Raw genomic sequence first — 25,178 nt, forward strand, 5'->3', positions numbered from 1 at the left:
CCTCGCTCCCTTGCCGAAACCCCGCCCCGCTTGTTCCTCGCTACGGCGTGTTTCAAGGGGACTTTTTAGCCCTACGCATGGAGCGTGGTTATTGCGTTTTTCTGCTGTTTGCTAATAAAAAAACAATTTGCTTAGCGAGTATGGGGCTTCACCCGCCCCACAAAACCATTCCCCTTATGCCCTAGCGTTCCTCTGTGAAACCCCCTGTTCTTCGCGCCCTTTGTACTTCAAGGCTCAGGTTTTTTTACATAGCTGAATCCTTGCGTTAAGGTGTCGCCATTGTTGAATCATGTTAGAAGCACTCCCAATGATAAATACTCCCCATTACTGCGAATTGAATGCCCAGCATCGTGCTGCGGCTGCCACATACGTGCAAGATATTGTCAGCGTGGCGATTGGCCATGGTGCGGATGAAGCGGCTTTGATTGTTTATGATATCGAATGCCCTTTGGCGCAGGTGTTGGCCGATAGCTATCAGCTGGCTTTACCTGGCGCGCAAGTGATTGAAATCAGCAGCGTTGATAACGATGCGGTGATGGCGGCGTTTCATGCTCAGCCTGCGGGGGCTTTGGTGGTGTTGATTCAGTCTACGCATTTTCGCCTTGATGCTTATCGTTTGCGGGTGCAGTTGTTTAACCAAGAGTTAAAAGTCATCGAGCATGTGCATTTGGCGCGCATGGTGGCGGATGAAGCGCCCTTGTATATCGAAGCGCTGGCTTACGATGCTGCATATTATCGCGGCACGGGCGCGGCCTTGCAGGCGAGGATTAATGTGGCACCGCATGCGCGCATCAGCAGCGGCGTGGGCCATGAGCTGATCTATGCTGGCCCACTTGAGGGGGCTAAGTTAAATGTGGGCGATTACCGCCAGATGAAGCATATTGGCGGGCAGTTTCCGATTGGTGAAGTGTTTACTGAAGCGTGTGATTTAACGCAGCTAAGCGGCCGCGCCGATATTTTTGTGTTTGGGGATACTAGTTTTCATTGCAATTTTCCAGCCTTGCCGATTACTTTGATTGTTGAGCAAGGCCGCGTCGTTGGGGTAGAAAACAGCACGCCGTATTTTGATGAAGTGCTGGCTAAAATCCGCGCCGTTGAAGGCGAAGTATGGGTGCGTGAATTGGGCTTGGGCCTCAATCGTGCCTTTAGCCGCGAGCGCACTGTGAGCGATATCGGCACTTTTGAGCGGCAATGCGGGATTCATCTATCGCTTGGTGCTAAGCACGGCAGCTACAACAAGCCGCAATTTAAACGCAAAGACACGCGTTTCCATATCGATGTATTTGTTGCGGCAACGGGCGTGTATTTAGGCGATGAAAATGTCTATATCGACGGGCAATGGCGGGTGTGAATGGGGTATTTCAAGGGCATGGGGCTGGCTTGAATTTATTTACCGCAATGGCACATTCAATAAAATCGTCACTCCCTAGTGGCTCTGCTGGAACTTGTTGGATTTAGCGGCTCTGCTACTCGGGCAGTAATAGCGATAGTTCTGCTATTGAGTTTGTTTGCCATCTTCGTATGGCTCGCCAAATATTTTCTGCACACGCTGTGCATCGTTTTTACCTCTAGAAGCTTCTAAATCTTAGGTTTAAACCTAGCAGATTGCTTAGCCTGGCTTTTTTGTCAATACAAGTTGACGAGTATTCATTCGTCAACTATCATTGACGAATGAATCATCTTAAATCTCTCCCTTCCCCTGATGACCCTGCCGAAGCACTTGCGGCGGTTGTGGCTTTGCGTCTGATGGCCGAGCAACTAGAGCAGAGCGCGGTTGGCGCTGCGCTTGAACAGGGTTGGTCATGGTCGCAAATTGCTGAGGCTTTGGGGGTATCCAAACAGGCCGCCCATAAGCGTCTGGCAACGGGGCTTTTGAAGAAAAATCTGAAATAGGAGCTAGGCATGCTCGGTAAGATTAAGCAAAAAATTTGTGATATGGGTACAGTCAAAACGCTTTGTTTAGAAGCGGAAAAGTATGCGAATGCCAATGGGCAGAAGGAGCCGGGAGCTGAGCATTTTTTTTTGGCGGCACTGGCCCTACCTGATGGAACCGCACGTAAGGCTTTTGAGCGGATTCATATTGATCCCAATGGCTTTCAGGCTGCGATTAATCAGCAATACCAAGACGCTTTGCGAAATGTGGGGATTGAGCCACATTTTGCATTTAGCCAAGACACAGTAGCCGTGCTGCCTAGTACTGGCGTTTATAAGGCGCAATTTTCTGCCCAATCGCTGATGCAAGAGCTGGCGCGGCAAAGGAAGGCGGAGCCGGGTATGCCTTTGCTGAGCGCACATGTCATTATGGCGCTAGGTAGCGCCCAGTATGGTATTGCTATGCGTGCGCTTAAAGTGATGGGGGTTGATATGCAGATGCTTATTGAATCTGCTGCAGCAGAAATTAAGCTGATTTATAAGGCGTAAAAATAGATTTGGCAGCAATCAAACTTAGTATTAGCTGCCAAACATTTATCAATGATAAAGATTAAAAAAAAGCCCCAAGCGTCGCTCGGGGCCTCAAAAGCTGCCGTGAAGCAGTATTTCTATAGTGATTACAGTGCGCTGTGGCGCAGTTGTTCCAGAATCGCCGGGTTTTCTAGGGTAGAAATATCCTGAGTGATTTCTTCACCCTTGGCGATATTTCTAAGCAAGCGACGCATGATTTTGCCGGAGCGAGTTTTAGGCAGATTGTCGCCAAAGCGGATCTCGTCTGGCTGAGCAATTTTGCCGATCTCATGCGCTACCCATTCGCGTAGCTGCTTGGCAATCAACTTGCCTTCTTCGCCTTCAGGGCGATCGCCTTTGAGTACCACAAAGGCAACGACTGATTCGCCCTTGATTTCGTGTGGTCTACCTACCACAGCGGCTTCTGCTACTAGCGGGTTGGCGGCCAGAGCCGATTCAATTTCCATGGTGCCAAGGCGGTGGCCGGATACATTCAGCACATCGTCGATGCGGCCCATAATCCAGATGTAGCCGTGCTCGTCGTAGTGAGCCGAATCGCCAGCAAGGTAGTATTTGCCGTTAAATTCATCCGGGAAATAGGTGCTTTTAAAGCGCGCTGGGTCGTTATAAATGGTGCGAACCAAAGAGGGGAATGGGCGAGTAATCACTAGCGATCCCCCCTTGCCCGGCTCTACCGGCGCGCCGGATTCATCCACGATGCCAGTCATAATACCTGGTAGCGGCAGGGTGCAAGAGCCCGGTTTTGTGGCGACTGCACCCGGTAGTGGGGCCACCATATTCGAGCCGGTTTCGGTCTGCCACCAAGTGTCTACAATCGGGCAACGGCCGCCACCAATGGTCTCGTGATACCACATCCACGCATCAGGGTTAATTGGCTCACCCACCGTGCCTAGAAGGCGCAGGCTGGATAAATCGTATTGCTTAGGCAGATCGCCACCAAGCTTAATCAAGGACCTAATCGCGGTTGGTGCGGTGTAGAAGGTGGTGACTTGGTGTTTTTCAATCATCGCCCAGAAGCGGCCAGCGTCTGGATAGGTTGGCACGCCTTCAAAGATGACTTGTGTTGCGCCGATGCCCAGTGGGCCGTAAGCAATATAGCTGTGGCCGGTAATCCAGCCGACATCGGCGGTGCACCAGTACACATCGTCTTCTTTGTAATCGAATACCCATTTCATCGATACTTGCGTGCCAAGGAAGTAGCCCGCGCTGGAATGCTGGATGCCCTTAGGCTTGCCTGTGGAGCCGGAGGTATACAGCACGAAGAGTGGATCTTCGGCGTTCATCCATTCTGGCTCGCAAATATCTGGCAAGCCTTTGACCAACTGATGCCACCAAACATTATTGCTCTCGCTCCAGTGATCTGGCTTGGTGCCGGTGCGCTGGAATACGATGACTTTTTCGACTGACTCGCAGTTACCAATGCCCAGCGCTTCGTCTGTCATGGCTTTGAGCGGTGTGGCCTTGCCACCGCGTACTGATTCATTGGCGGTAATCACGATCTTGGCCGTGGCATCCTGGATGCGATCACGCAGCGCGCCCGCAGAGAAGCCGCCGAATACCACCGAGTGAATCGCGCCAATACGAGCGCAGGCCTGCATGGCGATCACGGCTTCTACCGTGTGTGGCATATAAATCACCACGCGATCGCCCTTGACCACACCAAGGCTCTTTAAGCCGTTGGCGAACTGGCAAACGCGGTGATACAGCTCGCGGTAAGTGACGCGAGAGACTGAGCCATCGTCCGCTTCAAAAATAATCGCAACTTTATTCGCTTTGCTTTCAAGGTGACGGTCGAGGCAGTTGTAAGACACATTCATTTCACCGTCTTCAAACCACTTGAAAAACGGCGCATTCGATTCGTCCAATACCTTGGTAAAAGGCTTGCGCCAGCTGACTAACTCGCGCGCTAAATCGCCCCAAAAGCCTTGATAATCGCTATTGGCTTTCTCGCAAAGGGTGTGATAGCCCTCCATGCCGGATACATTGGCCTTGGTGCGGAAATCGTCGGAAGGTGGAAACAGACGGGTTTCCTTAAGTACGGAATCAATGCTGCTCATTTAGGCTTCCTTCTTGCAGAGATAGTCAGATAAATCGGGTCAGCTCCAATGTATCAGCGAGCACAGCCGCAAGGCTAATCGTGTTTTTTGATGGGGTGAATCAGAAAGACTGATGTGAGGGTTTTTATGTATTTTTCTAATCTGCCCGCTCTGCAATCAGGCTATAGCTGAGCGGCAAGCGGGCCTCGTTTTGCTCTAATGCGGCATAGGTAACCGATATCTCATTGGGGTATTCTGCAAAGTGGCGTAATTGCAGACCCTGCTGCAGGCAGCCGCCAATAATATCGGAGAGGGTGTGGGGAAACCAATAAGAAGGCGCGCTGCCTGTGCCTTGGGTATCAATGTATTCTGGCAGCATTTCATCAATAAAAGGCTCTTTACGGAAATAAGAGCTATCCATGACATGTGGTGGAATAGGGTTAAACATATCCAAAATAGGGTGCTGCTCATAAATAAATAACTTCCCATTCGGCTTTAGCCAAGAGTGAATCAAAGCCAATAAACGCGGCAGATCGGGCATCCACCCTAATACCCCAACCGTGATATAGATCCAATCAAAAGAGCGCTGGTAGTGATTTTCAAGATCAAAAACATTGCTGCAAATAAATTCAATATCAAGCTCTGCATGCTGGGCCAGTGTTCTGGCTTGTTCAATAAACGAGTCAGAAATATCAACACCCACGCAGCGGCCAGCACCTGCGCGTTTTACACTGCATAGCTCCTGGCCACTATTGCAGCCAATCTGCAGCACATCTTTGCCTTTGAGCGGAAACCGGGTAAATAGCTCTTTTTCTACCGCATCAAAGCTTGAGAATTCTGGGTTTCTTATTGCTGATAATAGTTTATCAAACCCTTCTTTCTTATTGATATCGGCCGTTAAATTCCACATGGTGCGATTGATTTGTGTGTGGTTTATTTTTTCTTTCATTGTTTTTCTCTTTAAGTTTTATGATTGCTACATCTGCATATTGAGACTAGCCTTTGAAGTTTGCATTTTTATTGTTTCCATAAATAAATAACATCTTTACCATCACTATTAAGCGATTTATTTTGTTCTACCAATAGATAGCGAGTTTACCTTCGGCAACCAGTTTAAAGGCTTGTAATCTGGTGCTATAGCCAAGGATTGTCAAACCTGTTTGCATTTGTTGGAAATCAGCAGGCGAATAGACCATGGACACGCCTGTGCTATTGGGATAGTGAAACGTTGTACGGATCATATTGCCCTGTGCATCAAAGCTTAAGTGCTCAATGTCGCTGTCATCCTGGCAATCGCTTATGCTGGTTTCAAAGCGTTGCCCAGCCAGCTCGATTGCAGAGCTCACTTTGATAGCATTAGCTGCAACTATGACGTAAGTGCCTTTCTTATCTTTTACGCCGCCCAACCCAGGCTCGCAAAGCATGGCTGCAAAAGGTAGGTGTGGGTTCTTTGGCAGACGATATACCCCGCTGCCGCCATTTAAGCCATTGCCCCAGCTATATTGGCCATTGGCATCATAAGTGAAACTGCCTTTGGGAATGATAGGACTACTGATGCCCGCACCTGCATCGTTAAGCTTTGTATTGGTTGCCAGCATTTTGCTGCATAGTGATAGGATAAATAATTACTGCTGGGGGCTGCTATGGGTGGCGTTGCGGTATCGTTACCGCCGCCACCACAGGCTGATAAGGCGAATGTAATAAGATAGATTGCGGATTTCATATGATTAATTTTTAGTTAGTGTTTGTGAAAATTCAGAATTTAATAATCCATAAATTAAATCATTGTGCCATTGTTGGTTTAATTTAAAGTTATCCCTTATTCTGCCTTCTTGTATAAATCCTAACCGCTCTAATAAGCTGGCTGAGGCGATATTTCCTTCTGTTACTGTGGCTTTCATTTTGTGAAATAAGCAATCATTAAAGGCAAATTGCAGTACGGCTTGTAAAGATTCTTTGCCATAGCCTTTGCCCTGCTCATTCGGGTGCAATAAAAAACCAACTTCAGCCTGCTGATATGGCTCCCACTTGGGCATAAAGCCAATCACCCCAATGGGTGTATTGCTGCTCTTATCAATAATCATTAGGCATAGCCAGTGCGAGCTGTGTTTGGTCCATGCGGGCAGGCGGCTGTTAAATTTTTCATTGACTGCATCGGCAGATAAAGGATCACTTACATATCGCATGACATCCGGGTGTTGTTGGAGCGGGCTAAAAAAAACTCTGTCTGCTTCGGTAAGAGGTCTAAGGATTAATCTTGCTGTTTCTAAAAAGATGCTCATCTTATTGCCTTTTTTAATTCATGGCTGAGTTGCCAGCTCATGTCGCCTATTATGCGTATGGTTTTCATATGGTGCTTTTAAGTTAATACCGCCAATTCACCCTGTAATAAAAAAAATGCCGTGATCGCCATCAGGCTAGCCATACTGCCGTTAAATAGTTTTAATATTTTGGGGACTAGTAAATGCTGGCGCAAAGCGTCGCCCAGCCATGCCCAGATACAGATGCAGGGTAAATTAATCAGCGCGCATAACAGGGCCAAGCCCCCAGCTGTGAATAGATTATTTTGTCCGGCGGGCAGAAACAGGATGACGGTATTGATTACCATCACCCATGCTTTGGGGTTAATCCATTGAAACAGCGCCGCAGCTAAAAAACTCATCGGTTTTGCGGCTTCTTTGCCCTCAGGAGACGCAGCTTTCCATATTTTCCACGATAGCCACAATAAATATGCACAGCCAAATACGCCTAGAATGGGCCGCACAGTATGAATACCCGCCATTACCCAAGCCAAAAGCATCCCCACAATCAATACCTGAATACCATGGCCGATGCTGATGCCTAATAGGTGTGGAATGCTGCGGCGAAAGCCAAAATTGCCGCCAGAAGCCGCCAACATTAGATTATTGGGGCCGGGGGTAACAGACATCAGTGCAACATAGCTGAGTAAGGCGGGGTTAAACATGGTTTTAACTCGGTATGGGTGAAAGGCAAGTCATCATAAAAGTATCGTCATAAAGGTTACAGTGTCATTGCTTGCCTATTTTTATGGGTACAATTTAGACATTGCAGCCTTACCCGGTACTTATGATGCAAATGGATACGCTTTATCAGCAGCTGGCAGATGACTTGGCGCTGGCGATCAGCCACGGCTCTTTGCCGCCCGGCTCCAGATTGCCATCGGTGCGTAAAACGGCACAAAGCCGCAGGCTGTCTTTGAATACGGTACTCACGGCCTATCGCATGCTGGAAGACCGTGGTCTGGTGGTGGTCAGGCCGCAATCTGGCTATTACGTGCGCAGCCATTTGCCTATGTTGCCGGCGGGCAGAGCCTGTGCAGCGCCCAGCCCGCCACAGGGTACGGCCGGTGAGGTGCTGGATTTGATCGGCGCGGCTTTATTGGCCCAGCAAACGCCGGGTTATATCAATCTGGCTTTAGCCTGCCCCAAGGGGGGCGATTTTTACCCCAGCAATAAGCTGGCGCGGATTATGGGGCAGGTGCTCAGGCAAAATCCGGGCATGGTCAGCAGCTATGCTTTGCCGCCTGGCTCAGAGCGATTACGCACCCAGATTGCCCGCCGCAGTGTGGAGCTGGGGATGTCTTTGCAGGCTGAAAACATCGTGCTCACTCATGGCTGTATGGAGGCCTTGCAATTATCTTTGCGTGCCATCTGTGTGCATGGTGATGCCGTGGGGATTGAATCGCCTACCTACTTTAATTTGTTGCCTTTGTTCAGTAGCTTAGGTTTAAAGGCGGTGGAAATTCCAACTGATCCGCAAACAGGCATGTCGCTTGATGCGCTGGAACAATTACTGAGTGATGGTCAGCTACAGGCCATTGTGGCCATGCCTAATGTGCATAATCCCCTGGGCTGCAGCATGCCGCTGGAAAACAAGCGGCGGCTGGCTGGTTTATTAAAGCGTTATCAAATCCCCCTAATTGAAGACGCGCTCTACGCCGAATTGCAATTTACTGAGGCCTTTGCGCCTGCCGTAAAAGCGTTTGATGAAGAGGGTTGGGTGTTAATTTGCGCGAGTTACACCAAGACGCTGGCCCCTGATTTCCGGATAGGCTGGGTAGAGGGCGGGCGTTTTACCGAGCAGATTCGTAAACTTAAATTCTCTTATTCTGTTGCCGAATCTTTGGTGCTGAGCGAAACGCTGGGCCTGTTTTTAGAATCAGGCGGCTACGATCATCATTTGCGCCAGCTTAAGCGCCGCTATGCGATTCAGGTGGATAAAGTACGCGCGTTGATTGCCGAGCATTTTCCGCAGGGCACCAGCGCCACCCAGCCCGCAGGCGGGTTTTTATTCTGGGTGGAGCTGCCTGCCAGTTGCGATAGCGTTAAATTATTTCACCGTGCCATTGCAGAGAAAATCAGCATCTCGCCCGGCCCGCTGTATTCCCCCAGTGGCCGCCATACTTCGGCTCTGCGTTTATCCTGTTGCCAGCCTTTAGATGAAAGCTATATCCAAGCATTAGTGCGGCTGGGCGAGATGGCGCAGCAAATTATCGATGAAGCTGCTGGCGTTTAATCCACGGGATGCGTGGCGGCGGCAGAGAACACCTGACGTGCACCCAGCTCTAGGCCTGATGATGGCGGGGTGCGTGGCTTGTGCATTCATTTTTTCAGCTAGGGTTTTGCGTAATGTTGGGATATCTATGTTACAGCCGTAAGGAATAGCTTTGATCGCTTATCTTTGAAATATGGATGCCTAGTGTTTTTATCTTGTAAGGTTTGTCCAAGCCCCGTTTTGTATTCATGATTTTTTCATCATCAGAGCAGCGGTAAATAAAGCGTAGTTAGCAACTCCTGAGGCGCGGTATTACGTGGGTCGTTGAGGTATTCCTCAAACATCGGGGCGTTGGCGGCCTCCTGCCCGGATGCGGGTAGCCAGCTGCCGCATAGCCATTGGATAACAGCTTCTAAATCGGCATAGGGCCCTTGATAAGTGAGTACGGCGTATTTACCTGCGTCGATTTTATATTGCACAAAAGGAGCGGCCAAGGATGTGCCTGCAGGCACGCTGATGCAGGCTTTTGAGCGCAGATCTTTTTCTGTGGTGATGTGAGGGTCATCAAAGTAAACGCCAATCCAGCGGGTGTCAGCAGTAAACAGCGAGCGAGCGCTGGTGCTGCTGGCAATCAGGTCAAATGTTTGGTTAATTTTTAGATAAGAGCCTTGGTGCTCAAGGCCAAATAGTTCAATTTCTGGGTAGGTTTTGATGGCAACAGGGTACATTTTTTCGCTCCTTGCAGGGGTAGATACGGCCTGAGAAAGTGGGCTGCCTTCTTTGCGATAACGAGCTGGCGGCAAACCATAAGCCGCAGCAAAAATCCGCGTAAAGGATTGCACATTGGGGTAGCCCGATTGCCTGGCTATTTTTTCGATGGGCAGATCACCATGGCTTAACAAAGTGGCCGCACCTTGCAGGCGTAAACGCTTCACCGTTGCCACCACGCTTTCGCCATACACGGCCAAATAAACCCTGTGCCAGTGATAGGGCGACATGCAGGCAATCTCCGCCAATTTATTTAAATCTAAATCTTCCTCCAGATGCGTATGCAAATAGCTAATCACACGCTGAAGGCGGAGCTCAATACTGGCTTGGCTGAGGTTGTTTTGCATCGCTGTTTTGCTCTGTTCGTATGAGCAGAACAATAGCATGGGGGGATTTGACAAATCTTGCGGAGTTGGCAGTGTAGGGCGTATTCGACGTGCAGCGGCAATACGCCGAATGGGGGATATTCATGCGGCGCAAGGGCGATTGCGCCGCATGAATAAGACGTGAGTTTGCCGTATGGCTATTAATTCACGCTGTATTCCTTAATATCCTTTGGTAGTTTAAATAGCCATAGCCGAGAAGGGGCTTGAGTTGGGTCGCCTCGGCTGATATTTAATTTCACCGCATCGGCCGCGACTGCTACATCATCAATTTTGCAGCCGGTGAGCTTGCCTTCGGTGATGACGCAATCGGTGGCGATTTTGCCTTTGGCATCTTGCAGGCTGGCTTTGATATCAAAGTCATTATCGTTAACGATGGCAATGGTTTTGCCGTCTATCATGGCGAGGCCTTCTGATTTCTCAGCCAAATAGCCAAAGCCGCCACTGAGCGCGTCGTAATCAAATAGCTTGGTGCGCTTCACCATTTGGATATTCGCCAAATCTGCTATCGCGCCAAACTCCAGATCTCTCTTATCGCCTAAGGTTTTGCCGCTTAGATCGGTAGCGCTGCTGATATCGATTAGATAAATACTGCGATGCATCAGGCCATCTTTTTGAATGCCTTGTTCGATCAGCAAGAAGCGGGTGTCGGAAATCGCCAGCAGATCGCCAATTTTTAGCTCTTTGCTTTTGGCGTAGTTGGCATCAATCGGGTAGGCAAACATGCGGGTGGCCTTGGTGGCTGGGTCGTATTCGGCGATCCGCGTGAATAGCGCCTTAGTCGATTTGTTTTTCTTGCTGTCGATGATTTCTAAATTGCTTTGTATTGCGGCGTAGATTTTGCCGCTGGTGGGAGTAATGGCAAGGCCTTCAAAGCCACGGTTTGCTTGGCGATGGGCAAGCACTGCCGGCAGGCCCGCGCCGGGAGAGAGCTTTTCAGCAATCTTGCCGGTTTTAGCGTCGATACGGATCAGGAAGGGGCCGTATTCATCGCAAATCCACAAATCACCATTTTTATCGACTGCGATTCCTTCTGGGTCGATGCCGTTTTTATCTGTGGCGAGGGTTTGCAATGTTTCGGATAGAGGTGCTTCTTTGCTGGAGCCAACTTCATTAGCGGCAGTGGGGCGGCCCGTGGTTTTGCTGCCGTCGGTATTTAAAATATCCGTCACTGAAACAAGGCTGGCAACGCCATCTTTTAAGCGCATGACACCAAATTTAGGCGTGAAATCAGGTGCGGGGAATACTTTGGTGGCAGTGCCATCGGCCAGATTAGGTGAATCGGCATTGGGGCCGCGGTCGCTCAATACATAAAACTCAATCGCGCCGTCTTTGGTTTTTTCTTTAAAGGCTAGTGCCGAGCCCATGCTAAATGGGAAGCCATTTGGGAAAGTGGCTTTCAGGCCCGCTAATGTGCCCGGATAGGCCACATTAAATTTGGGATCGACCACAATTTGGTGCTTGGTTACGCTGATATCAGCAATCTTGCTGGTATTGTCTTTGCCAAACTGACTGGCGAGTGTGGATTCAAAATGCTCGCTGGCCAAATTGCGATCACGCACTTTCAAGCCAAGTTTGGCAAGCTCTGCACCAAAGTCTTTGCCACTTGCGGCTAATTTGATGCTGGATTCAGTTAATGATTTTAATAAATCGCGCTGGGTGGCTTCAAGCTTAATCCCATTGCTTGGGTCGCCATCGCTATCAAGCGTTTGCAATAATTGGGCGATATTAATCGCTTTATCATTAAAGCCACCGCTTAAATCAGCAGGGGATAATTTAGCGGTGGCAATGGCTTTACCTAATACTACGCCGCCAATTTTAAAGGTGATTTCGTCACCTACTTGATATAAATAAAATCCATCGGCCTTGGTGTATTGCACGCTTGGGTTACTAGTGGTGCTGTATTCCAAGCCTTCTACGGCTGAGTCTTGAAATACACCGCTGATAATAAAGGGTTTATTGTTTGTGCTAGTGGTGGTTTCGGTATCGTCGCTATTGCAAGCAGTCAATAGTGAGCCAAGCGCGATACTGAGTGCAATAGCCAGTGTTGTGTGTTTCATTGAATTAGCCTTTTATTAGAATTAAATGAATAGTGCCATTTGATTATGACAAAGGGGTTAAAGTTGTGGTGTAAACTAATGTATTGATTAAATTCGTTTTATCTTTTGAAGGGGGGATTAATCAACTCTATCAACTTAAGCTTATTGAATTGGGTGAGTCGGCATTTATAGGGTGTACAACGACGCAGTCGTTGCGCACCAAGAACGGTGCGCAAGAAAAGCGACTTGCACACCCGATACAAAACCAACAATATTTTGATCTTAATTTGATAGGATTGGGGTATTAATCCTTATAAAAATAAATTTAATCATTAAATCGGCGCAATAAAAACGCCATGCATTGCGCATGGCGTTGTGTTTTTTTTATTAAAAATTCTTAATGTTTTGACGCACCTTCTGCACCCACGCCGGTCATAGAGCGGATAAATTGTGGCAAGAATGCGGCGCGCTCAGAATCAGCCTGAGTGCTTTTATCTGTAATGGAGAAGATCCAAGTCATCACAAAAGCTAAAGTCATTGAGAAGATTGCTGGGTTTTTATAAGGGAATAATTCGCTGCCCTTGGCATTGCCCAGTGTATCTACCCAAACGGCTGGCCCTAGAACAATCAGCACGACTGCAGAGATCAGACCTGCGTAGCCACCGATCACGGCACCGCGAGTGGTTAAGCCTTTCCAGAACATGGATAAAAATAGCACTGGGAAGTTGGCAGATGCTGCGATAGAGAAGGCTAAGCCCACCATAAAGGCGATGTTTTGCTTCTCAAACATAATGCCTAGCAAGATGGCCACTACACCAAGGCCAACTGTCGCATATTTTGAGACGCGGATTTCTGTTGCTTCATCCACACGGCCATGGCGCCAAACACTGGCGTATAGATCGTGTGAAACGGCTGACGCACCGGAAAGGGTTAAGCCTGAAACCACGGCCAGAATGGTGGCAAAGGCAACGGCCGAAATAAAGCCAAGGAATAAATCGCCACCTACTGCGTGTGAAAGGTGGATCGCCGCCATATTAGAGCCGCCCAGCAACTTGCCTGCCGCGTCTTTATACGATGGATCGGTGGAGACCAGCATGATCGCGCCAAAGCCGATAATGAAAGTCAGAATGTAGAAGTAGCCAATAAAGCCTGTGGCAACAAATACGGATTTTCGCGCAGCCTGTGCATCTTTTACGGTAAAGAAGCGCATCAGAATATGCGGCAAGCCCGCTGTACCAAACATCAATGCAAGGCCAAGAGAAATCGCATCGATGGGGTTAGAAACCAAACCGCCGGGTGCCATGATGTTTTTAGCGGCTTTCACTGCGGCTTTGGCTGCATCCGATGCTTTTTCGACCAGCGTAGCCGCATCAGGCGCATTACTGGCCACGGCTTGTGCTGCGACTTCTGAGGCGGCAGAGGCTTTGATGGCTAAGAGCTGTGCGCCTGCTTCTTTCACATGCACGGCTTGGGCAAACATGCCTTCAACGCTGAAGTTCACATGTTTAAGCACCATAAAGGCCATAAAGCTTGCACCAGATAAGAGCAGCACGGCTTTAATAATCTGCACCCATGTCGTGGCCAACATGCCACCAAAAATCACGTAAATCACCATCAACACGCCAACCATGACCACGGCGGTGCTGTAGTTCAGACCAAATAGCAGTTGGATTAGCTTACCTGCACCTACCATTTGCGCGATTAGATACAGCGCCACCACAACCAGTGTGCCGGTGGCCGCAAAAGTGCGCACTGGGCCTTGTTGCAGGCGATAAGAAGCCACATCGGCAAAGGTGTATTTACCAAGGTTACGCAAACGCTCTGCCACCAAGAAGGTAATCACCGGCCAGCCTACTAAAAAGCCTAGCGAGTAAATCAGCCCATCGTAGCCGGTATCAAATACCAGCGCGGAAATTCCAAGAAATGACGCAGCCGACATATAGTCGCCCGCAATCGCCAATCCATTTTGAAAACCGGTAATGCCACCGCCAGCAGAATAAAAATCTTTTGCAGAGCGGGTTTTACGTGCTGCCCAGTAAGTGACCCCAAGGGTAAAGGCGACGAATAGAAAAAACATAATGATGGCGTGCCAGTTCATCGCTTGCTTGGCGACAGGGCCATCGATGGTGCCTGCTGCCCATGTTGGCAAGCTGGCAAGCGCCATCAGGGCGCCGCAGCCTAGCTGCTTTTGCAATTTATGCATCATTGCTTTGCTTCCTCGATGATTTCACGGGTCAACTGATCAAATTCAGTGGCACGGCGTACATAAATGCCGGTGAGCACGAAGGCCGATAAAATCACCATGATGCCAATGGGAATACCGATGGTGGTGACACTGTTACTAGAGAGCGGGATCCCCAGCGTTGTGGGGGAAAATGCAATGACCAGAATAAAGCCGTAGTAGATCACCAGCATGACTGATGATAAAAGCCAGGAGAGGCTGGTTTTCTTCTGGACCAGTTCGGCAAATTTTGGATTGTGCTGAATACGGTCGATGATAGGTTCATTCATGCTTAGACTCCTCCTTCGATACAAGGTGGATCCCGGAAGGGACAACCGATCTGTAATGTAACGACAGCGATCTTTAGATGCTAATTGCAATTTTTGATGCACAAAATCAGCAAAGCTGATGTTGCGTTGCACTTTGCCTAGCGCTTAGGCAGATACTTTATCTACACAGAGCATCGCCTATTCTGGTGAATAAGCTGACAGTGAACGTATTTTTGAGCATACTTTCCGCATGGAAATCTACCAACTTCGCACTTTTATTGCCGTTGCACAGCAGGGGCATCTGACTCAAGCTGCAGAATTATTGCATCTGTCTCAGCCTGCCGTAACGGCGCAAATTAAGGCATTAGAAGAAGAATTTGGCGTTCCTCTGTTTGAGCGTTTCCCCGGTGGCGTGCAGCTTACCGAGGCGGGAAAGCTATTACAGCCGGATGCAGAAAACATCCTCGCTTTGGCGCGTGGTATGCAAAATCGCGCAAAAGCACTTGCTGGCGAGCCTAGGGGAAAAGTTAAAATTGGCACGATTGGTGTACCTGCAAGGCTGCGTCTAGGCTCTTGGCTGGCCCATTTGCGTGAGAAGTATCCCTTGATTTCGGCCCAAACGACTCATGGTATTTCGGTGAGTGTGTTAAATGATGTACGAAAAAAAGTGCTGGACGGTGGTTTTTATCTGGGACGCAATCCCTATCAGAATGTCACCACATTACAGCTTACTGAGATTGGTTTCTGTGTCGCCTTGCCACCGAGCATGGCTGCTGAGCTAGCTAATGCGGATTGGAAAACCCTAGGTAAAGCACCTTGGTTGGGTTTGTCTCAATTTACCAGTCTTGCAGAAATCACTTTAGAGCTATGGCGCAGTCAGAATATTGCGCCAAAAATTGTGGGTGAGTTTGATGAAGAAGCAACGCTGGTGGAGTTAGTTAAAGCGGGAATGGGTGTGGCTATTTTGGCTGAGCGAACGGCGAAGCGATTTGTAGCCGATGGCTCGATTGCCTTGTGGCGAGGTGGGGAGATTGCGGTGCGAGTGCCTTTGCAATTTATTTATTCGGCAGATAGAGAGCAAGATCCGTTGATTAGCATGCTCAAAAGCTCGCTTAAAACTGAATGGGATTTACCCTGATTTTGTACAGAAGGCAGAGGAAAAGCCAGATTAAGTCTGGCTTTTTTTGAGACGCCAGAAATACAAAAACCCCACCAAGGGCAGGGTTCGAGTATGAAGGCCACCGTACAACAACTGAATTACTTCAGCTTGGTTTCCTTGTAGATCACGTGTTTACGAACCACGGGATCGTACTTCTTGATTTCTAGCTTAGTTGGCATTGTGCGCTTGTTCTTGGTCGTTGTGTAAAAGTGACCAGTACCTGCGCTGGATTCCAGCTTGATTTTTTCACGCATGATTTCTTACCTCAGCCTCAAACTTCGCCACGAGCGCGGAGATCCGCGAGGACGACTTCGATGCCTAGTTTATCGATAGTACGGAGTGCTGCGTTAGATACACGCAGACGAACGAAGCGGTTTTCGCTTTCTACCCAGAAACGGCGGCTGTGCAGATTAGGAAGAAAACGACGCTTAGTCTTGTTATTGGCGTGGGAAACATTGTTCCCTGTCACTGGGCGTTTGCCGGTGACTTCACATACTCGTGCCATGGTGGGTAATTCCCTGACTTCTGAGAAAAACCGGATTTATAGCATAGATCCCTACTTTGTTTCAAGAGTTATGTCACTTTGCCCTTAGGTAATTATGTTTTTTCTACTCGTGTTTTGTGCGCTATGGCTAGGCTCTGTGCGGCTTGGGGCTGGGTTTGGTAGATATTTGTAAACACGCAAAAATATCGAGTAAAAATAGTGCCTGCTTTGGGCTAACTGTGACCTAAGAAAGGGTGGGTATGCCTGGCGAAAAACGTGTTTTATCCTTACCGAGCTAAAGGTTGCTTAATAGGGCTGAGATAAAACAGGTAAACGGCTTATTGATGGGGCTGGGTGCAATTTTGCAAGGCACTTCCCCAACTGTTTGTTGGGGAAGTGCCTATGCTTTGGGCGTGGGCCCCTTATTCACTAGCAGGGGCCAGCACAGTGCGATTGCCGTTGGTTTCCATGCCGCTGACCAAGCCTGCGGCTTCCATCTGCTCAATCAGCCTTGCAGCACGGTTGTAGCCAATGCGTAACTGACGTTGCACTGATGAAATCGACGCACGGCGGCTTTTGAGTACAAAGGCAACCGCTTCATCGTAGAGTGGATCGCTTTCATTATTACTTTCGCTGCTGCTACCACCTGCTGCAGCCTCGGCTTCAAAGCCACCATTCAGTATCCCGTCGATATAGTTAGGCTCGCCTTGTTGCTTGAGGTTTTCAACTACCTGATGCACTTCGTTGTCGTCTACAAAGGCACCGTGCACGCGCAGCGGATAGCCACTACCCGGCGGTAGGAAGAGCATATCCCCCTGACCCAGCAAGGCCTCTGCACCCATTTGATCCAGAATGGTGCGGCTATCAATCTTGCTGGATACCTGAAACGCCAGCCGTGTCGGGATATTGGCCTTGATCAGGCCGGTAATGACGTCCACAGATGGGCGCTGGGTGGCCAGAATCAAATGGATACCGGCAGCACGAGCTTTTTGTGCGAGGCGGGCGATGAGCTCTTCAATTTTCTTACCCGCCACCATAATCAGATCGGCAAACTCATCCACCACCACCACAATAAACGGTAGGTGCTCAAGCCGCTCAGGATCTTCCGGTGTTAGCGTAAAGGGATTGGTGAGTGGCTTACCGGCTTTTTCGGCTTCGCGAACTTTTTGGTTGAAACCGGCCAAATTACGCACACCAAAGGTACTCATCAGGCGATAGCGTTTTTCCATCTCGGCCACGCACCAGTTCAGCGCGTTGGCGGCCAGCTTCATATCAGTGACCACAGGGGCCAGCAAATGCGGGATGCCTTCGTAAACCGATAGCTCGAGCATTTTGGGGTCGATCATAATAAATCGCACTTCATCTGCCGTGGCCTTGTAGACCAAGCTTAAAATCATCGCATTCACACCAACCGATTTACCCGAGCCAGTTGTCCCTGCAACCAACATATGGGGTGCTTTGCCCAGATCGGTCACGATTGGCTTGCCAGTAATATCTTTACCCAGCGCAATGGTGAGTTTGCTGCTCATGGCGTGATAAGGCTCGGAGGATAAAATCTCTGATAGGCGAATCATCTGCCGTGTTGGGTTGGGTAGCTCAAGCCCCATGCAGGTTTTGTCCGGGATAGTTTCTACAACGCGAATCGAAACAAGGCCTAGCGCGCGCGATAAATCCTTCATCAAATTGACAATTTGCGAGCCTTTTACACCGACTGCGGGCTCAATCTCGTAGCGGGTAATTACGGGGCCGGGGTAGGCGGCAATCACTTTGACTTCTACATTAAAGTCGGCCAGCTTTTTCTCGATCAGCCTTGAGGTGAATTCCAGTGTTTCCTTGCTGATCGTTTCTTTAGCGGGTGGTGCAGGCGTGAGTAGCTTGATCGGTGGCAAAGCCTGGTTGCTGGCAATCATAGGTAAGTCTTCAGCATTAAACAGCGGCACTTGTGCGGCTTTTTGCTGTTCTTCCTGCGCTTTCTTGCTGAGCTTAGCTGCGATGACGGGTGCTTCGGCGTGAGCTGCTTCTATGCGCACAGGGGGCTTATCATCAAAGCGTTTTTTCTCTGAGGTGACTTTCTCGCTGCGCTGCACTTTGGCTTCTCGGCCAATTTTTCGATCGCGCGATGCCTGAATGGCATCTTTTGCTTTAAGCGCGCTCAGCTCGATGAGGGCTCCCAAGTTTTCCATCAAATGCAGCCAGGATAGGCCGGTAAAGAGTGAAATACCGATGCAAATTGTGGCCAGCAAAAACAGGGTTGCACCAGAAAAGCCAAAGCTGAGATAGAGCCAGCCACCCAGCGTCACGCCTAATATTCCACCCGGTGCCTGTGGTAATACGGCATGAATACTGTGTAAACGTAGCGCTTCAAAGCTAGAGCTGGCCAGAATAATTAGCAAAAAACCGATGCAGGCAAAGAGTACTGTAGGGCGAGCGCCATCACTCACATGATCAATCCGGCGATAGCCCCATAAGATGGCGGCAAAGCAAAAGCCTACCCACCACCAAGCTGAAAAGCCAAATAAGTAGAGCAAGATATCGGCAACCCATGCGCCAACAGCACCGCCTCGATTGTGGATTTCAGGCCGGGTGGCGCTATGCGACCAGCCGGGATCTCCGGGGCTATAGGTGCTCAATACCAAGACGAGGTAAATCACTAAGACGACCAAAATAAACCACCATGATTCGCGTAATAAAATAGCGATCTGTGGTGGCAAGGCGGCGCGGCTGGATACATTCGCGACGTTTTTTTTACGAAATATGGCCATGTTTGGCTTGGTTGCTATGAATATGCCGCTAATTATAGCGGCAACATCCTACAAACAGCAGTTGACTGTTTAATTTGGGTAATAAGCCAATGGATTGGTGTGAAGGCTCACTCAAGAAAACGCTTTTGCCATTCTAAATAAAGCGCATAGGTATGGCGGGAGTAATCATCTTTATCTTTAAACTGGCTGGCTTCCAGCGGATCAAAAATATGATAGTGCGCTACCTTATTCGGTGAGCACATAATCTGCCCTATTTTTTGCAGCAGTGTGGTATTTGGGGCCCATTCAAAGGCTTCTTGTGCTTCGTAATGTAAAAATACGGGCAATATCGGCACCTTGGTTTCGAGAGACACGATAAACGCGCCGTATAAAAACTTATCCCACAGGCGGCGGCCCTTACAGCCTCCTTCCGGATAAAGCGCAATAGAATGTCCTGCATTAACCGCCGCAATCATATTGAGCAGCGCCGCGTGACGAGCATCTTTTTCTTCGCGTTTTACAAAGATAGTCCCCGCCGCTTCAGCAATCCGCCCCACAAACCACCAATTGCGCACTTCTTCTTTGGCTAAATTTCTAACAGGGAAAAAAGCGGGTATACCCACATCTTCTAAGGCCGAAGGATGATTGGCAATCAGGATATATTGAGCAGGGAGCGGATGCTTGTGGTGTTGATGAATGTGCAGCTCTACTCCTAGCGCGCTCACAAAACAGCGGCACCAAGCTTGAAATAATGAGGGGTACCAAGCAGATAAAAGTGTCACAGGCAGACGAGCAAGCAGCAGCATTAGCAGGGTAAAAGCAGAGAGATCTAGCCAGGCAAGGATAAGGCGTAGCCATTTGGCAAACCAGAGCATGGTGAAATCTCCGCAGGGCGATTGCGATTGCGAATGAGGTTGGGTGGGGGCAAGTCATGGTGGCTGGGTTTGAAATTATTTTGGCGGGTTGTATCCGCCCTAAGGTAATAATCTTGCTCTAGTTTTTAAGACAAAAACCCCGCTAGTTTATTTTCCAGCACCCGTGGATTTTCACCGTTGGCGATGGTGACCAGGCCTTCTACCAGCATTTCACGGCGTCTTACTTCGGTTTGGATATGTTGTTTTAGCTTATGGGCAATCGGCAGAAATAAGAGATTGGCCATGGCTACGCCGTAAATGGTGGCGACAAAAGCGACAGCGATCCCTGCACCCAGTTTGGAAGGATCGGTGAGGTTTTCCATCACATGAATCAGGCCCATTACCGCACCGATAATGCCGATGGTAGGGGAGTAGCCGCCGGCTGCTTCCCAAATTTTGGCGGCTGAGCGGGCACGGTCTTCAAATACATCGATATCTAGCTCTAAGGCGCGGCGGATGACTTCGGGTTCGGCCCCATCGACAACCATTTGCAGGCCGCGTTTTACAAAAGGATCTTTCTCGCTTTGCACATAGGCTTCAAGGGCCAGAAGGCCTCCACGGCGCGCTTGCTGGCCCCAGTTTACGAGTACGCCCAGTTGTTTTTTAAAATCGTGCTGTGGAGGGATAAAAATCCACTTCACCATTTTTAAACCCGCAATAAAATGATCTTGCCGTGTTTGCAGCATCACCGCACCGAGTGTTCCGCCGGTGACAATCAGAAAGGCAGTGGCTTGCATCAGAGATGCAACATGGCCGCCCTCTAGAATTTGCCCGAGAACAATCGCTGTTAAGCCAAGCAAAATGCCAAAAATACTAATCTTATCCATATTCCCTAATCTGCTTTTATTTATATATTTCGCTTATTGGCCTGTCCAATCGCCTAATCGGGCCCGCAGCCGGGCAATGGCCTGGCTGTGTAGTTGGCAAACACGGGATTCGGTTACGCTGAGCACGGCACCAATTTCTTTAAGATTGAGTTCTTCGTCGTAATACAGCGCCATGACGAGTTTTTCCCGTTCTGGCAGCACATCAATGGCTTCAATTAATTTTTGCTTAAAATGGGTTTCTGATAATTGATGCAATGGGTTTTGCGTTTGATCTGCGATATTGTGTTCGCTGTGATGGCTTTCTTCGTCTTCTTCAAAGTCATCTAAGTGCACAAGCTGATGGCCACGGGCCTCGGTCAGCATATCTTGGTATTCTTCTAGGCTAAGCTGAAGGTAGCTTGCCACTTCGCTTTCCAGCGGCGCTCTGCCTAGCTTATGTCCCAGCTTCACTAAGGCGGCTTCAATATCCCGCATATGCTTTCTAGCCTGGCGCGGCATCCAGTCAGCGCTTCTTAATTCATCCAGCATTGCGCCGCGAACACGTTGCGAGGCAAAGGTTTCAAACAACACGCCTGCATTCGGGTCAAAACTTTTGGCGGCTTCCATCAAGCCCATCATGCCCACTTGGATTAAATCATCCACTTCCACGCTGGCAGGCAAACGGCTCACCAGATGATAGGCGATGCGTTTGACCAGTGAGGTATGAAGCGTAACGTAATCGTCTTCGCTGCTTGCCTGGGTCTGCCGATAGAGGGAAAGTGCGCGTGGCGCGGCCATGGGTTTCTACTGTGAGGTGGCAAAGTCAGTTTAGCCTAGGGAAGTGAAATCAGCGTGCTTTCTAGTTGCTTAAGCGTGTTTGCAAGCGCGCGATCCAATCCCGCTGCAATTTCATTGGCCGTTGTGCCAGTTAGAGGTTCATTTGCCGTAAGAATAGTATCGAGTATAACAGGGGAATTCGCCGAGCTTAAGCGTATATGCAGTTTTGCTACTGCAAGGGGCTGGGCTTGCAGGTCGGTATGAAGTGTTAGCAATTCCCCGGATAATTGGTAATCTCCTGCTTGTTTAGCAGCCAGTGGCAGCACTTCGCTAAATAAACCACTGGCTTGCAGCCAGCGTTGAGTGCTTAAGGTGAGCAGCTGTGCAGGCGGGGATAGCCATTCACGATAGGGGTCTTTTACAAAACGCTGGGCGCTTTCCCTGTAAAAGAAACTGCGTTCGGCAAAGGGGGCTTGAGCACTGAAAGGAGCAATTTGTAAACTGCCCTTAAAGTGCTTTGCTTGCGCCATACCAGTACGTTCTGCAACGGGCAGGTAAGTTTCTTTAATAGGAATTGCTGTGCCGCAAGCGGCTAAGAGAACTGTGCAAAGTAAGACGATCAGTTGTTTCATAAGGTGTTGTCATCAATATAAAAGCGATTCAATGAAGGTAGGCTTGTCACTTTTGTGCTTTTTGAAATCATTTTTTAGCCGCAGGCAGCACATAGGGCGCTGGCGGTTTGCCTAGCAGCAGGCCGGTGGGGTTGGCGCGGGCCGATTCGCTGATGACACGCAAGTCTTCGCTGATTTGCTGCATATTATTGAGAGTACTGTCTAAGCCACCCTCGTGCTCAGCAAGCAGCCGGTCTAGGCGATTTAAGCTGCTTTCCATTTTTTGTAAGCTGCCTGCTAAGCTGGGGTTTTCAAGCAGTGCTCTTGCTTGTTTGCTGCTGGCAGCCAAATCGCCAGGCATACTGGCCCAGGCCGGATCGGCCAGTAATTTTTGAATGGATTGATTGCTGGCGCGCGCCTCGTGCATCAAGCCACTGGCCTCGGTGCTTAATTCATCAAAGGGAATTTTTTCCAGTTTCTCCATAATGACGAGCATTTTTTTTGTTAAGGCTTGCAATGGCACTTCGTCCATCTTGGTATTGGCCGTGCTTAATAGCTTATTCAAATTGCTGATTAGCCCTTCGATATCCAGTTTTTGCAGCCGTAATGCGAGGTTTTGGGTGCTGTTTACTAATTGAGCGACAGTGCTGCGAGTCGACGGAATATAGAGATTCTGCGGTTGCCACTCTATGGCTAGGATGGGATTGCGGCCTGGATCCTGATAATCAATTTCTAAGTAGCTCGTGCCGGTTAAGCCTTGTGGATTAAGCCTGACACGCAGGCCTTTATCGATTTCCTTGCTGAGATAGCTTTGATCAGGAAACGGCATGCTTTTGCCGCCAAATAATTCAGGGCGTAGCTTGGCCTCGATCAGCACATATTGCTGGCGCTCGCTAGGCTCTAGTTCCTGCTCATAGCGGGAATAAGTAAAGCCTATATGGCTGACTTCTCCCACAATCACGCCCCGGTATTTTACTTTGGAGCCAATATCGATGCCTTGTACCGATTCATTAAAGTAGCTCTCTAGTGTGATCGTGGTACGAGTCCAGCGTCCGGCACCAAAGGCGATGGCCAGAATAATGCAGATACTTAGCGCAGCAAGGACAAAGACACCTAGTCGGAAATGTTGTTTTTGAGCACTCATCAATGAATATGCCGATTAAAAAAATGACTAATACGTGGGTCGGAGTGACTGGCCAACTCTGAAGGCGGGGCGATGGCTAACACGCCCTGAGTTTCCTTATCGAGCATGATGGCCCGGTCGGCAATGCTAAAAATACTGGCTAGCTCATGCGTTACCACAATAAAGGTGGTGTGCAGGCTATGCGCTAATTGCAAAATCAAGGCATCTAATTCTGCTGCCGTGATCGGGTCTAGCCCCGCTGATGGCTCGTCTAAAAATAAGACTTGTGGGTCGAGTGCCAACGCTCGGGCAATGGCCGCGCGCTTTTGCATGCCGCCTGATAAAGCACTGGGCAAAAAATCGGCATAGGCTTCTAGCCCTACTAAGCGCAGCTTTAAACGGGCGACTATCTCGCGGGCTTCTGCATTGAGTGCGGTGTATTCTGCCAGCGGCAGCATGACGTTTTCTAGTACGGAGAGCGAGCCAAATAGCGCGCCCGATTGATACATCACCCCGATGCGGGCCAAAATGCGCTGCCGCGTTTCGCCAAGCGCATGAATAATATCTTCGCCGCCAATCAAAACTTCGCCTTGGCGAGCGGGCAGTAAACCAATCATATGCTTGAGCAGGGTGGATTTGCCGCAGCCTGATCCGCCTAAGATGGTAATGATTTCGCCCTTGCTGACCTCAAAGCTCACATCACGCAAAATAATACGATCGCCGTAGGCACATTGCAGCTGCTTTACTTGAATAATGGCGTCGCTCATTACCAGCCTGCCAGATAAAAAATAAAAGCAAACAGCCCATCGCTCACCACAATTGCCACAATGCTACTGACGACTGCTTGCGTAGTGGCCGCGCCCACTGCACTGGCTCCGCTGCCTGCTTGCAAGCCGCGATAGCAGCCGATCAGTGCGATCTCCATCCCAAATACAGCGGCTTTAAACAAGCCGCCGGTAAAATCGCCTAAATCAACAATGGTTGAAACGCGGGTGATATAGGTTTGAATAGGAATATTAAAACTCAGCATCACGATGGCTGCGCCGACGAGGCCAATCAGCACCGCGCAGGCAGAGAGCAGCGGTGCCATAAGCGTGGTGGCGATAATTCTGGGTAGCACCAGATAGCGGATGGGGTTGAGGCCCAAAGTCACTAAGGCATTCAGTTCTTCGTTGACTTTCATACTGGCTAGCTCAGCCGCAAAGGCCGCGCCTGTGCGCCCCGCTAATAAAATAGCCATCATTAAGGGGGCAAGTTCCCGTACCAGCGATAGGCCGACTAAATCAGCCACAAACACTTCAGCGCCAAACTGGCGCATCGGAATGGCCGATTGAAACGCCAAAATCATCCCCAGCAAGGCGGCAATCAGGGCCACGATGGGCAGTGCGTCTGCGCCATTTTTACTGGCCGTGGCGAGCACTTCGCGGATTCTTAATTTGCTTGGGGCCAGCAAGATCTGATGGATGGCAGCACTTAGCTCCCCCAAGTAAGTGATGGCGATGCGTAGTGCTGTTTTGTGTTCTGCCGTGGCTTTGCCTAGTGCGGTAAGCCAGCCGATTGGGGGTGAGGGTGGGGCTTTAAAAAGAGGTTTTTCAATTTGAAAAACATCGAGTAATTCGGCAAAGGGCGGGGCCAGATGATGAATAGTGGCTCCACCTTGAGCCAAGGTATAAAAAAGCGCCACACCCGCGCCATCACAATAAGTCACACCACTGGCGTCTACTTCGCAAGCGCCCGCTTGCCGAATTTTTGCCCAGAGTGGGGCAACAGTTTGTGCATCCAGGCGGCCAGAGAGCTGCAGGGTTGTGTTTTGGGGGCGGGGGCTGATTGCAAGCTGAGCCATTAACAACCCCAGCGAGGAAAAAAAAT

The 25,178-nt window shown here is 49.4% G+C and carries 24 protein-coding genes; 5 read left to right on the plus strand and 19 right to left on the minus strand.

Annotated features, from left to right (window positions below; all coding sequences use genetic code 11):
- Positions 1-307 precede the first annotated feature (307 nt).
- From VN23_RS20650 to VN23_RS20660, 3 genes are all read left to right on the plus strand, one after another.
- Entirely contained in the window at positions 308-1,351 is a 1,044-nt protein-coding gene (locus VN23_RS20650; RefSeq protein ID WP_046350596.1) for a hypothetical protein, read from the plus strand.
- Positions 1,352-1,671: 320 nt separating this feature from the next.
- Positions 1,672-1,893, plus strand: a complete 222-nt coding sequence (locus VN23_RS20655; protein WP_046350394.1) for a helix-turn-helix domain-containing protein — start codon at positions 1,672-1,674, stop codon at positions 1,891-1,893.
- A 9-nt stretch (positions 1,894-1,902) separates the two neighbouring features.
- Positions 1,903-2,421 carry a Clp protease N-terminal domain-containing protein gene (locus VN23_RS20660; RefSeq protein ID WP_046350393.1) on the plus strand — a complete coding sequence of 173 codons (519 nt, stop codon included), beginning with the start codon at positions 1,903-1,905 and terminating at the stop codon, positions 2,419-2,421.
- Positions 2,422-2,549: 128 nt separating this feature from the next.
- Here VN23_RS20660 and acs read toward each other — a convergent pair whose 3' ends face one another.
- The 5 genes from acs to VN23_RS20685 all read right to left on the minus strand — a co-directional run bounded on the left by acs (position 2,550) and on the right by VN23_RS20685 (position 7,464).
- On the minus strand, positions 2,550-4,520 hold the full coding sequence (gene acs, locus VN23_RS20665) for an acetate--CoA ligase (RefSeq protein WP_046350392.1): 1,971 nt from the start codon (positions 4,518-4,520) through the stop codon (positions 2,550-2,552).
- A 136-nt stretch (positions 4,521-4,656) separates the two neighbouring features.
- Entirely contained in the window at positions 4,657-5,448 is a 792-nt protein-coding gene (locus VN23_RS20670; RefSeq protein ID WP_046350391.1) for a class I SAM-dependent methyltransferase, read from the minus strand.
- Positions 5,449-5,575: 127 nt separating this feature from the next.
- Positions 5,576-6,097 (minus strand): hypothetical protein, encoded by a 522-nt coding sequence (locus VN23_RS20675; protein ID WP_046350390.1) that lies wholly within the window; start codon positions 6,095-6,097, stop codon positions 5,576-5,578.
- A 129-nt stretch (positions 6,098-6,226) separates the two neighbouring features.
- Positions 6,227-6,781, minus strand: a complete 555-nt coding sequence (locus tag VN23_RS20680; RefSeq protein WP_197432978.1) for a GNAT family N-acetyltransferase — start codon at positions 6,779-6,781, stop codon at positions 6,227-6,229.
- A gap of 77 nt (positions 6,782-6,858) precedes the next feature.
- The gene (locus VN23_RS20685; RefSeq protein WP_046350389.1) at positions 6,859-7,464 is read right to left on the minus strand and encodes a LysE family translocator; all 606 of its coding nucleotides are present in this window, start codon (positions 7,462-7,464) and stop codon (positions 6,859-6,861) included.
- A 131-nt stretch (positions 7,465-7,595) separates the two neighbouring features.
- Between VN23_RS20685 and VN23_RS20690 the strand changes: the two genes are divergently transcribed.
- Positions 7,596-9,035, plus strand: coding sequence for an aminotransferase-like domain-containing protein (locus VN23_RS20690; protein WP_197432979.1), 1,440 nt, complete (start codon positions 7,596-7,598; stop codon positions 9,033-9,035).
- 242 nt (positions 9,036-9,277) lie between these two features.
- On the opposite strand, the gene VN23_RS20695 is transcribed toward VN23_RS20690, so the two are convergent.
- The 4 genes from VN23_RS20695 to VN23_RS20710 form a co-directional block, all read right to left on the minus strand.
- Positions 9,278-10,129: an AraC family transcriptional regulator gene (locus VN23_RS20695; protein ID WP_046350388.1), complete on the minus strand. Its 852-nt coding sequence runs from the start codon at positions 10,127-10,129 to the stop codon at positions 9,278-9,280.
- A gap of 179 nt (positions 10,130-10,308) precedes the next feature.
- Positions 10,309-12,225 carry an esterase-like activity of phytase family protein gene (locus VN23_RS20700; protein WP_046350387.1) on the minus strand — a complete coding sequence of 639 codons (1,917 nt, stop codon included), beginning with the start codon at positions 12,223-12,225 and terminating at the stop codon, positions 10,309-10,311.
- Positions 12,226-12,601: 376 nt separating this feature from the next.
- A complete protein-coding gene (locus VN23_RS20705; protein WP_197433138.1) occupies positions 12,602-14,407 on the minus strand; it encodes a cation acetate symporter in 1,806 nt (601 codons plus the stop codon).
- Positions 14,407-14,715, minus strand: coding sequence for a DUF485 domain-containing protein (locus tag VN23_RS20710; protein WP_046350385.1), 309 nt, complete (start codon positions 14,713-14,715; stop codon positions 14,407-14,409). Before VN23_RS20710 ends, VN23_RS20705 begins: the two co-directional genes overlap by 1 nt.
- Positions 14,716-14,944: 229 nt before the next feature.
- Between VN23_RS20710 and VN23_RS20715 the strand changes: the two genes are divergently transcribed.
- Entirely contained in the window at positions 14,945-15,832 is an 888-nt protein-coding gene (locus VN23_RS20715; protein WP_046350384.1) for a LysR family transcriptional regulator, read from the plus strand.
- Between the two features lie 119 nt (positions 15,833-15,951).
- Here VN23_RS20715 and rpmG read toward each other — a convergent pair whose 3' ends face one another.
- From rpmG to VN23_RS20760, 10 genes are all read right to left on the minus strand, one after another.
- On the minus strand, positions 15,952-16,107 hold the full coding sequence (gene rpmG / locus VN23_RS20720; RefSeq protein WP_046350383.1) for a 50S ribosomal protein L33: 156 nt from the start codon (positions 16,105-16,107) through the stop codon (positions 15,952-15,954).
- A gap of 17 nt (positions 16,108-16,124) precedes the next feature.
- Complete coding sequence (gene rpmB / locus VN23_RS21635; protein ID WP_082752868.1) at positions 16,125-16,358, minus strand: 50S ribosomal protein L28; 234 nt, start codon at positions 16,356-16,358, stop codon at positions 16,125-16,127.
- A 401-nt stretch (positions 16,359-16,759) separates the two neighbouring features.
- A complete protein-coding gene (locus tag VN23_RS20725; protein ID WP_046350382.1) occupies positions 16,760-19,099 on the minus strand; it encodes a DNA translocase FtsK in 2,340 nt (779 codons plus the stop codon).
- A gap of 107 nt (positions 19,100-19,206) precedes the next feature.
- On the minus strand, positions 19,207-19,953 hold the full coding sequence (locus tag VN23_RS20730; protein ID WP_046350381.1) for a lysophospholipid acyltransferase family protein: 747 nt from the start codon (positions 19,951-19,953) through the stop codon (positions 19,207-19,209).
- Positions 19,954-20,078: 125 nt separating this feature from the next.
- Positions 20,079-20,819, minus strand: coding sequence for a flagellar motor protein (locus VN23_RS20735; RefSeq protein WP_046350380.1), 741 nt, complete (start codon positions 20,817-20,819; stop codon positions 20,079-20,081).
- A gap of 33 nt (positions 20,820-20,852) precedes the next feature.
- Positions 20,853-21,596 (minus strand): RNA polymerase sigma factor FliA, encoded by a 744-nt coding sequence (locus VN23_RS20740; RefSeq protein ID WP_046350379.1) that lies wholly within the window; start codon positions 21,594-21,596, stop codon positions 20,853-20,855.
- Between the two features lie 35 nt (positions 21,597-21,631).
- The gene (locus VN23_RS20745) at positions 21,632-22,207 is read right to left on the minus strand and encodes an ABC-type transport auxiliary lipoprotein family protein (RefSeq protein ID WP_046350378.1); all 576 of its coding nucleotides are present in this window, start codon (positions 22,205-22,207) and stop codon (positions 21,632-21,634) included.
- A gap of 67 nt (positions 22,208-22,274) precedes the next feature.
- Positions 22,275-23,330 (minus strand): MlaD family protein, encoded by a 1,056-nt coding sequence (locus VN23_RS20750; RefSeq protein WP_052746410.1) that lies wholly within the window; start codon positions 23,328-23,330, stop codon positions 22,275-22,277.
- Positions 23,330-24,076, minus strand: a complete 747-nt coding sequence (locus tag VN23_RS20755; protein WP_046350377.1) for an ABC transporter ATP-binding protein — start codon at positions 24,074-24,076, stop codon at positions 23,330-23,332. Before VN23_RS20755 ends, VN23_RS20750 begins: the two co-directional genes overlap by 1 nt.
- The gene (locus tag VN23_RS20760; RefSeq protein WP_046350376.1) at positions 24,076-25,152 is read right to left on the minus strand and encodes an ABC transporter permease; all 1,077 of its coding nucleotides are present in this window, start codon (positions 25,150-25,152) and stop codon (positions 24,076-24,078) included. Before VN23_RS20760 ends, VN23_RS20755 begins: the two co-directional genes overlap by 1 nt.
- Positions 25,153-25,178: the final 26 nt, after the last annotated feature.

Origin of the sequence: Janthinobacterium sp. B9-8, from assembly GCF_000969645.2 — a bacterium.
In the GTDB taxonomy this organism is placed as follows: domain Bacteria; phylum Pseudomonadota; class Gammaproteobacteria; order Burkholderiales; family Chitinibacteraceae; genus Iodobacter.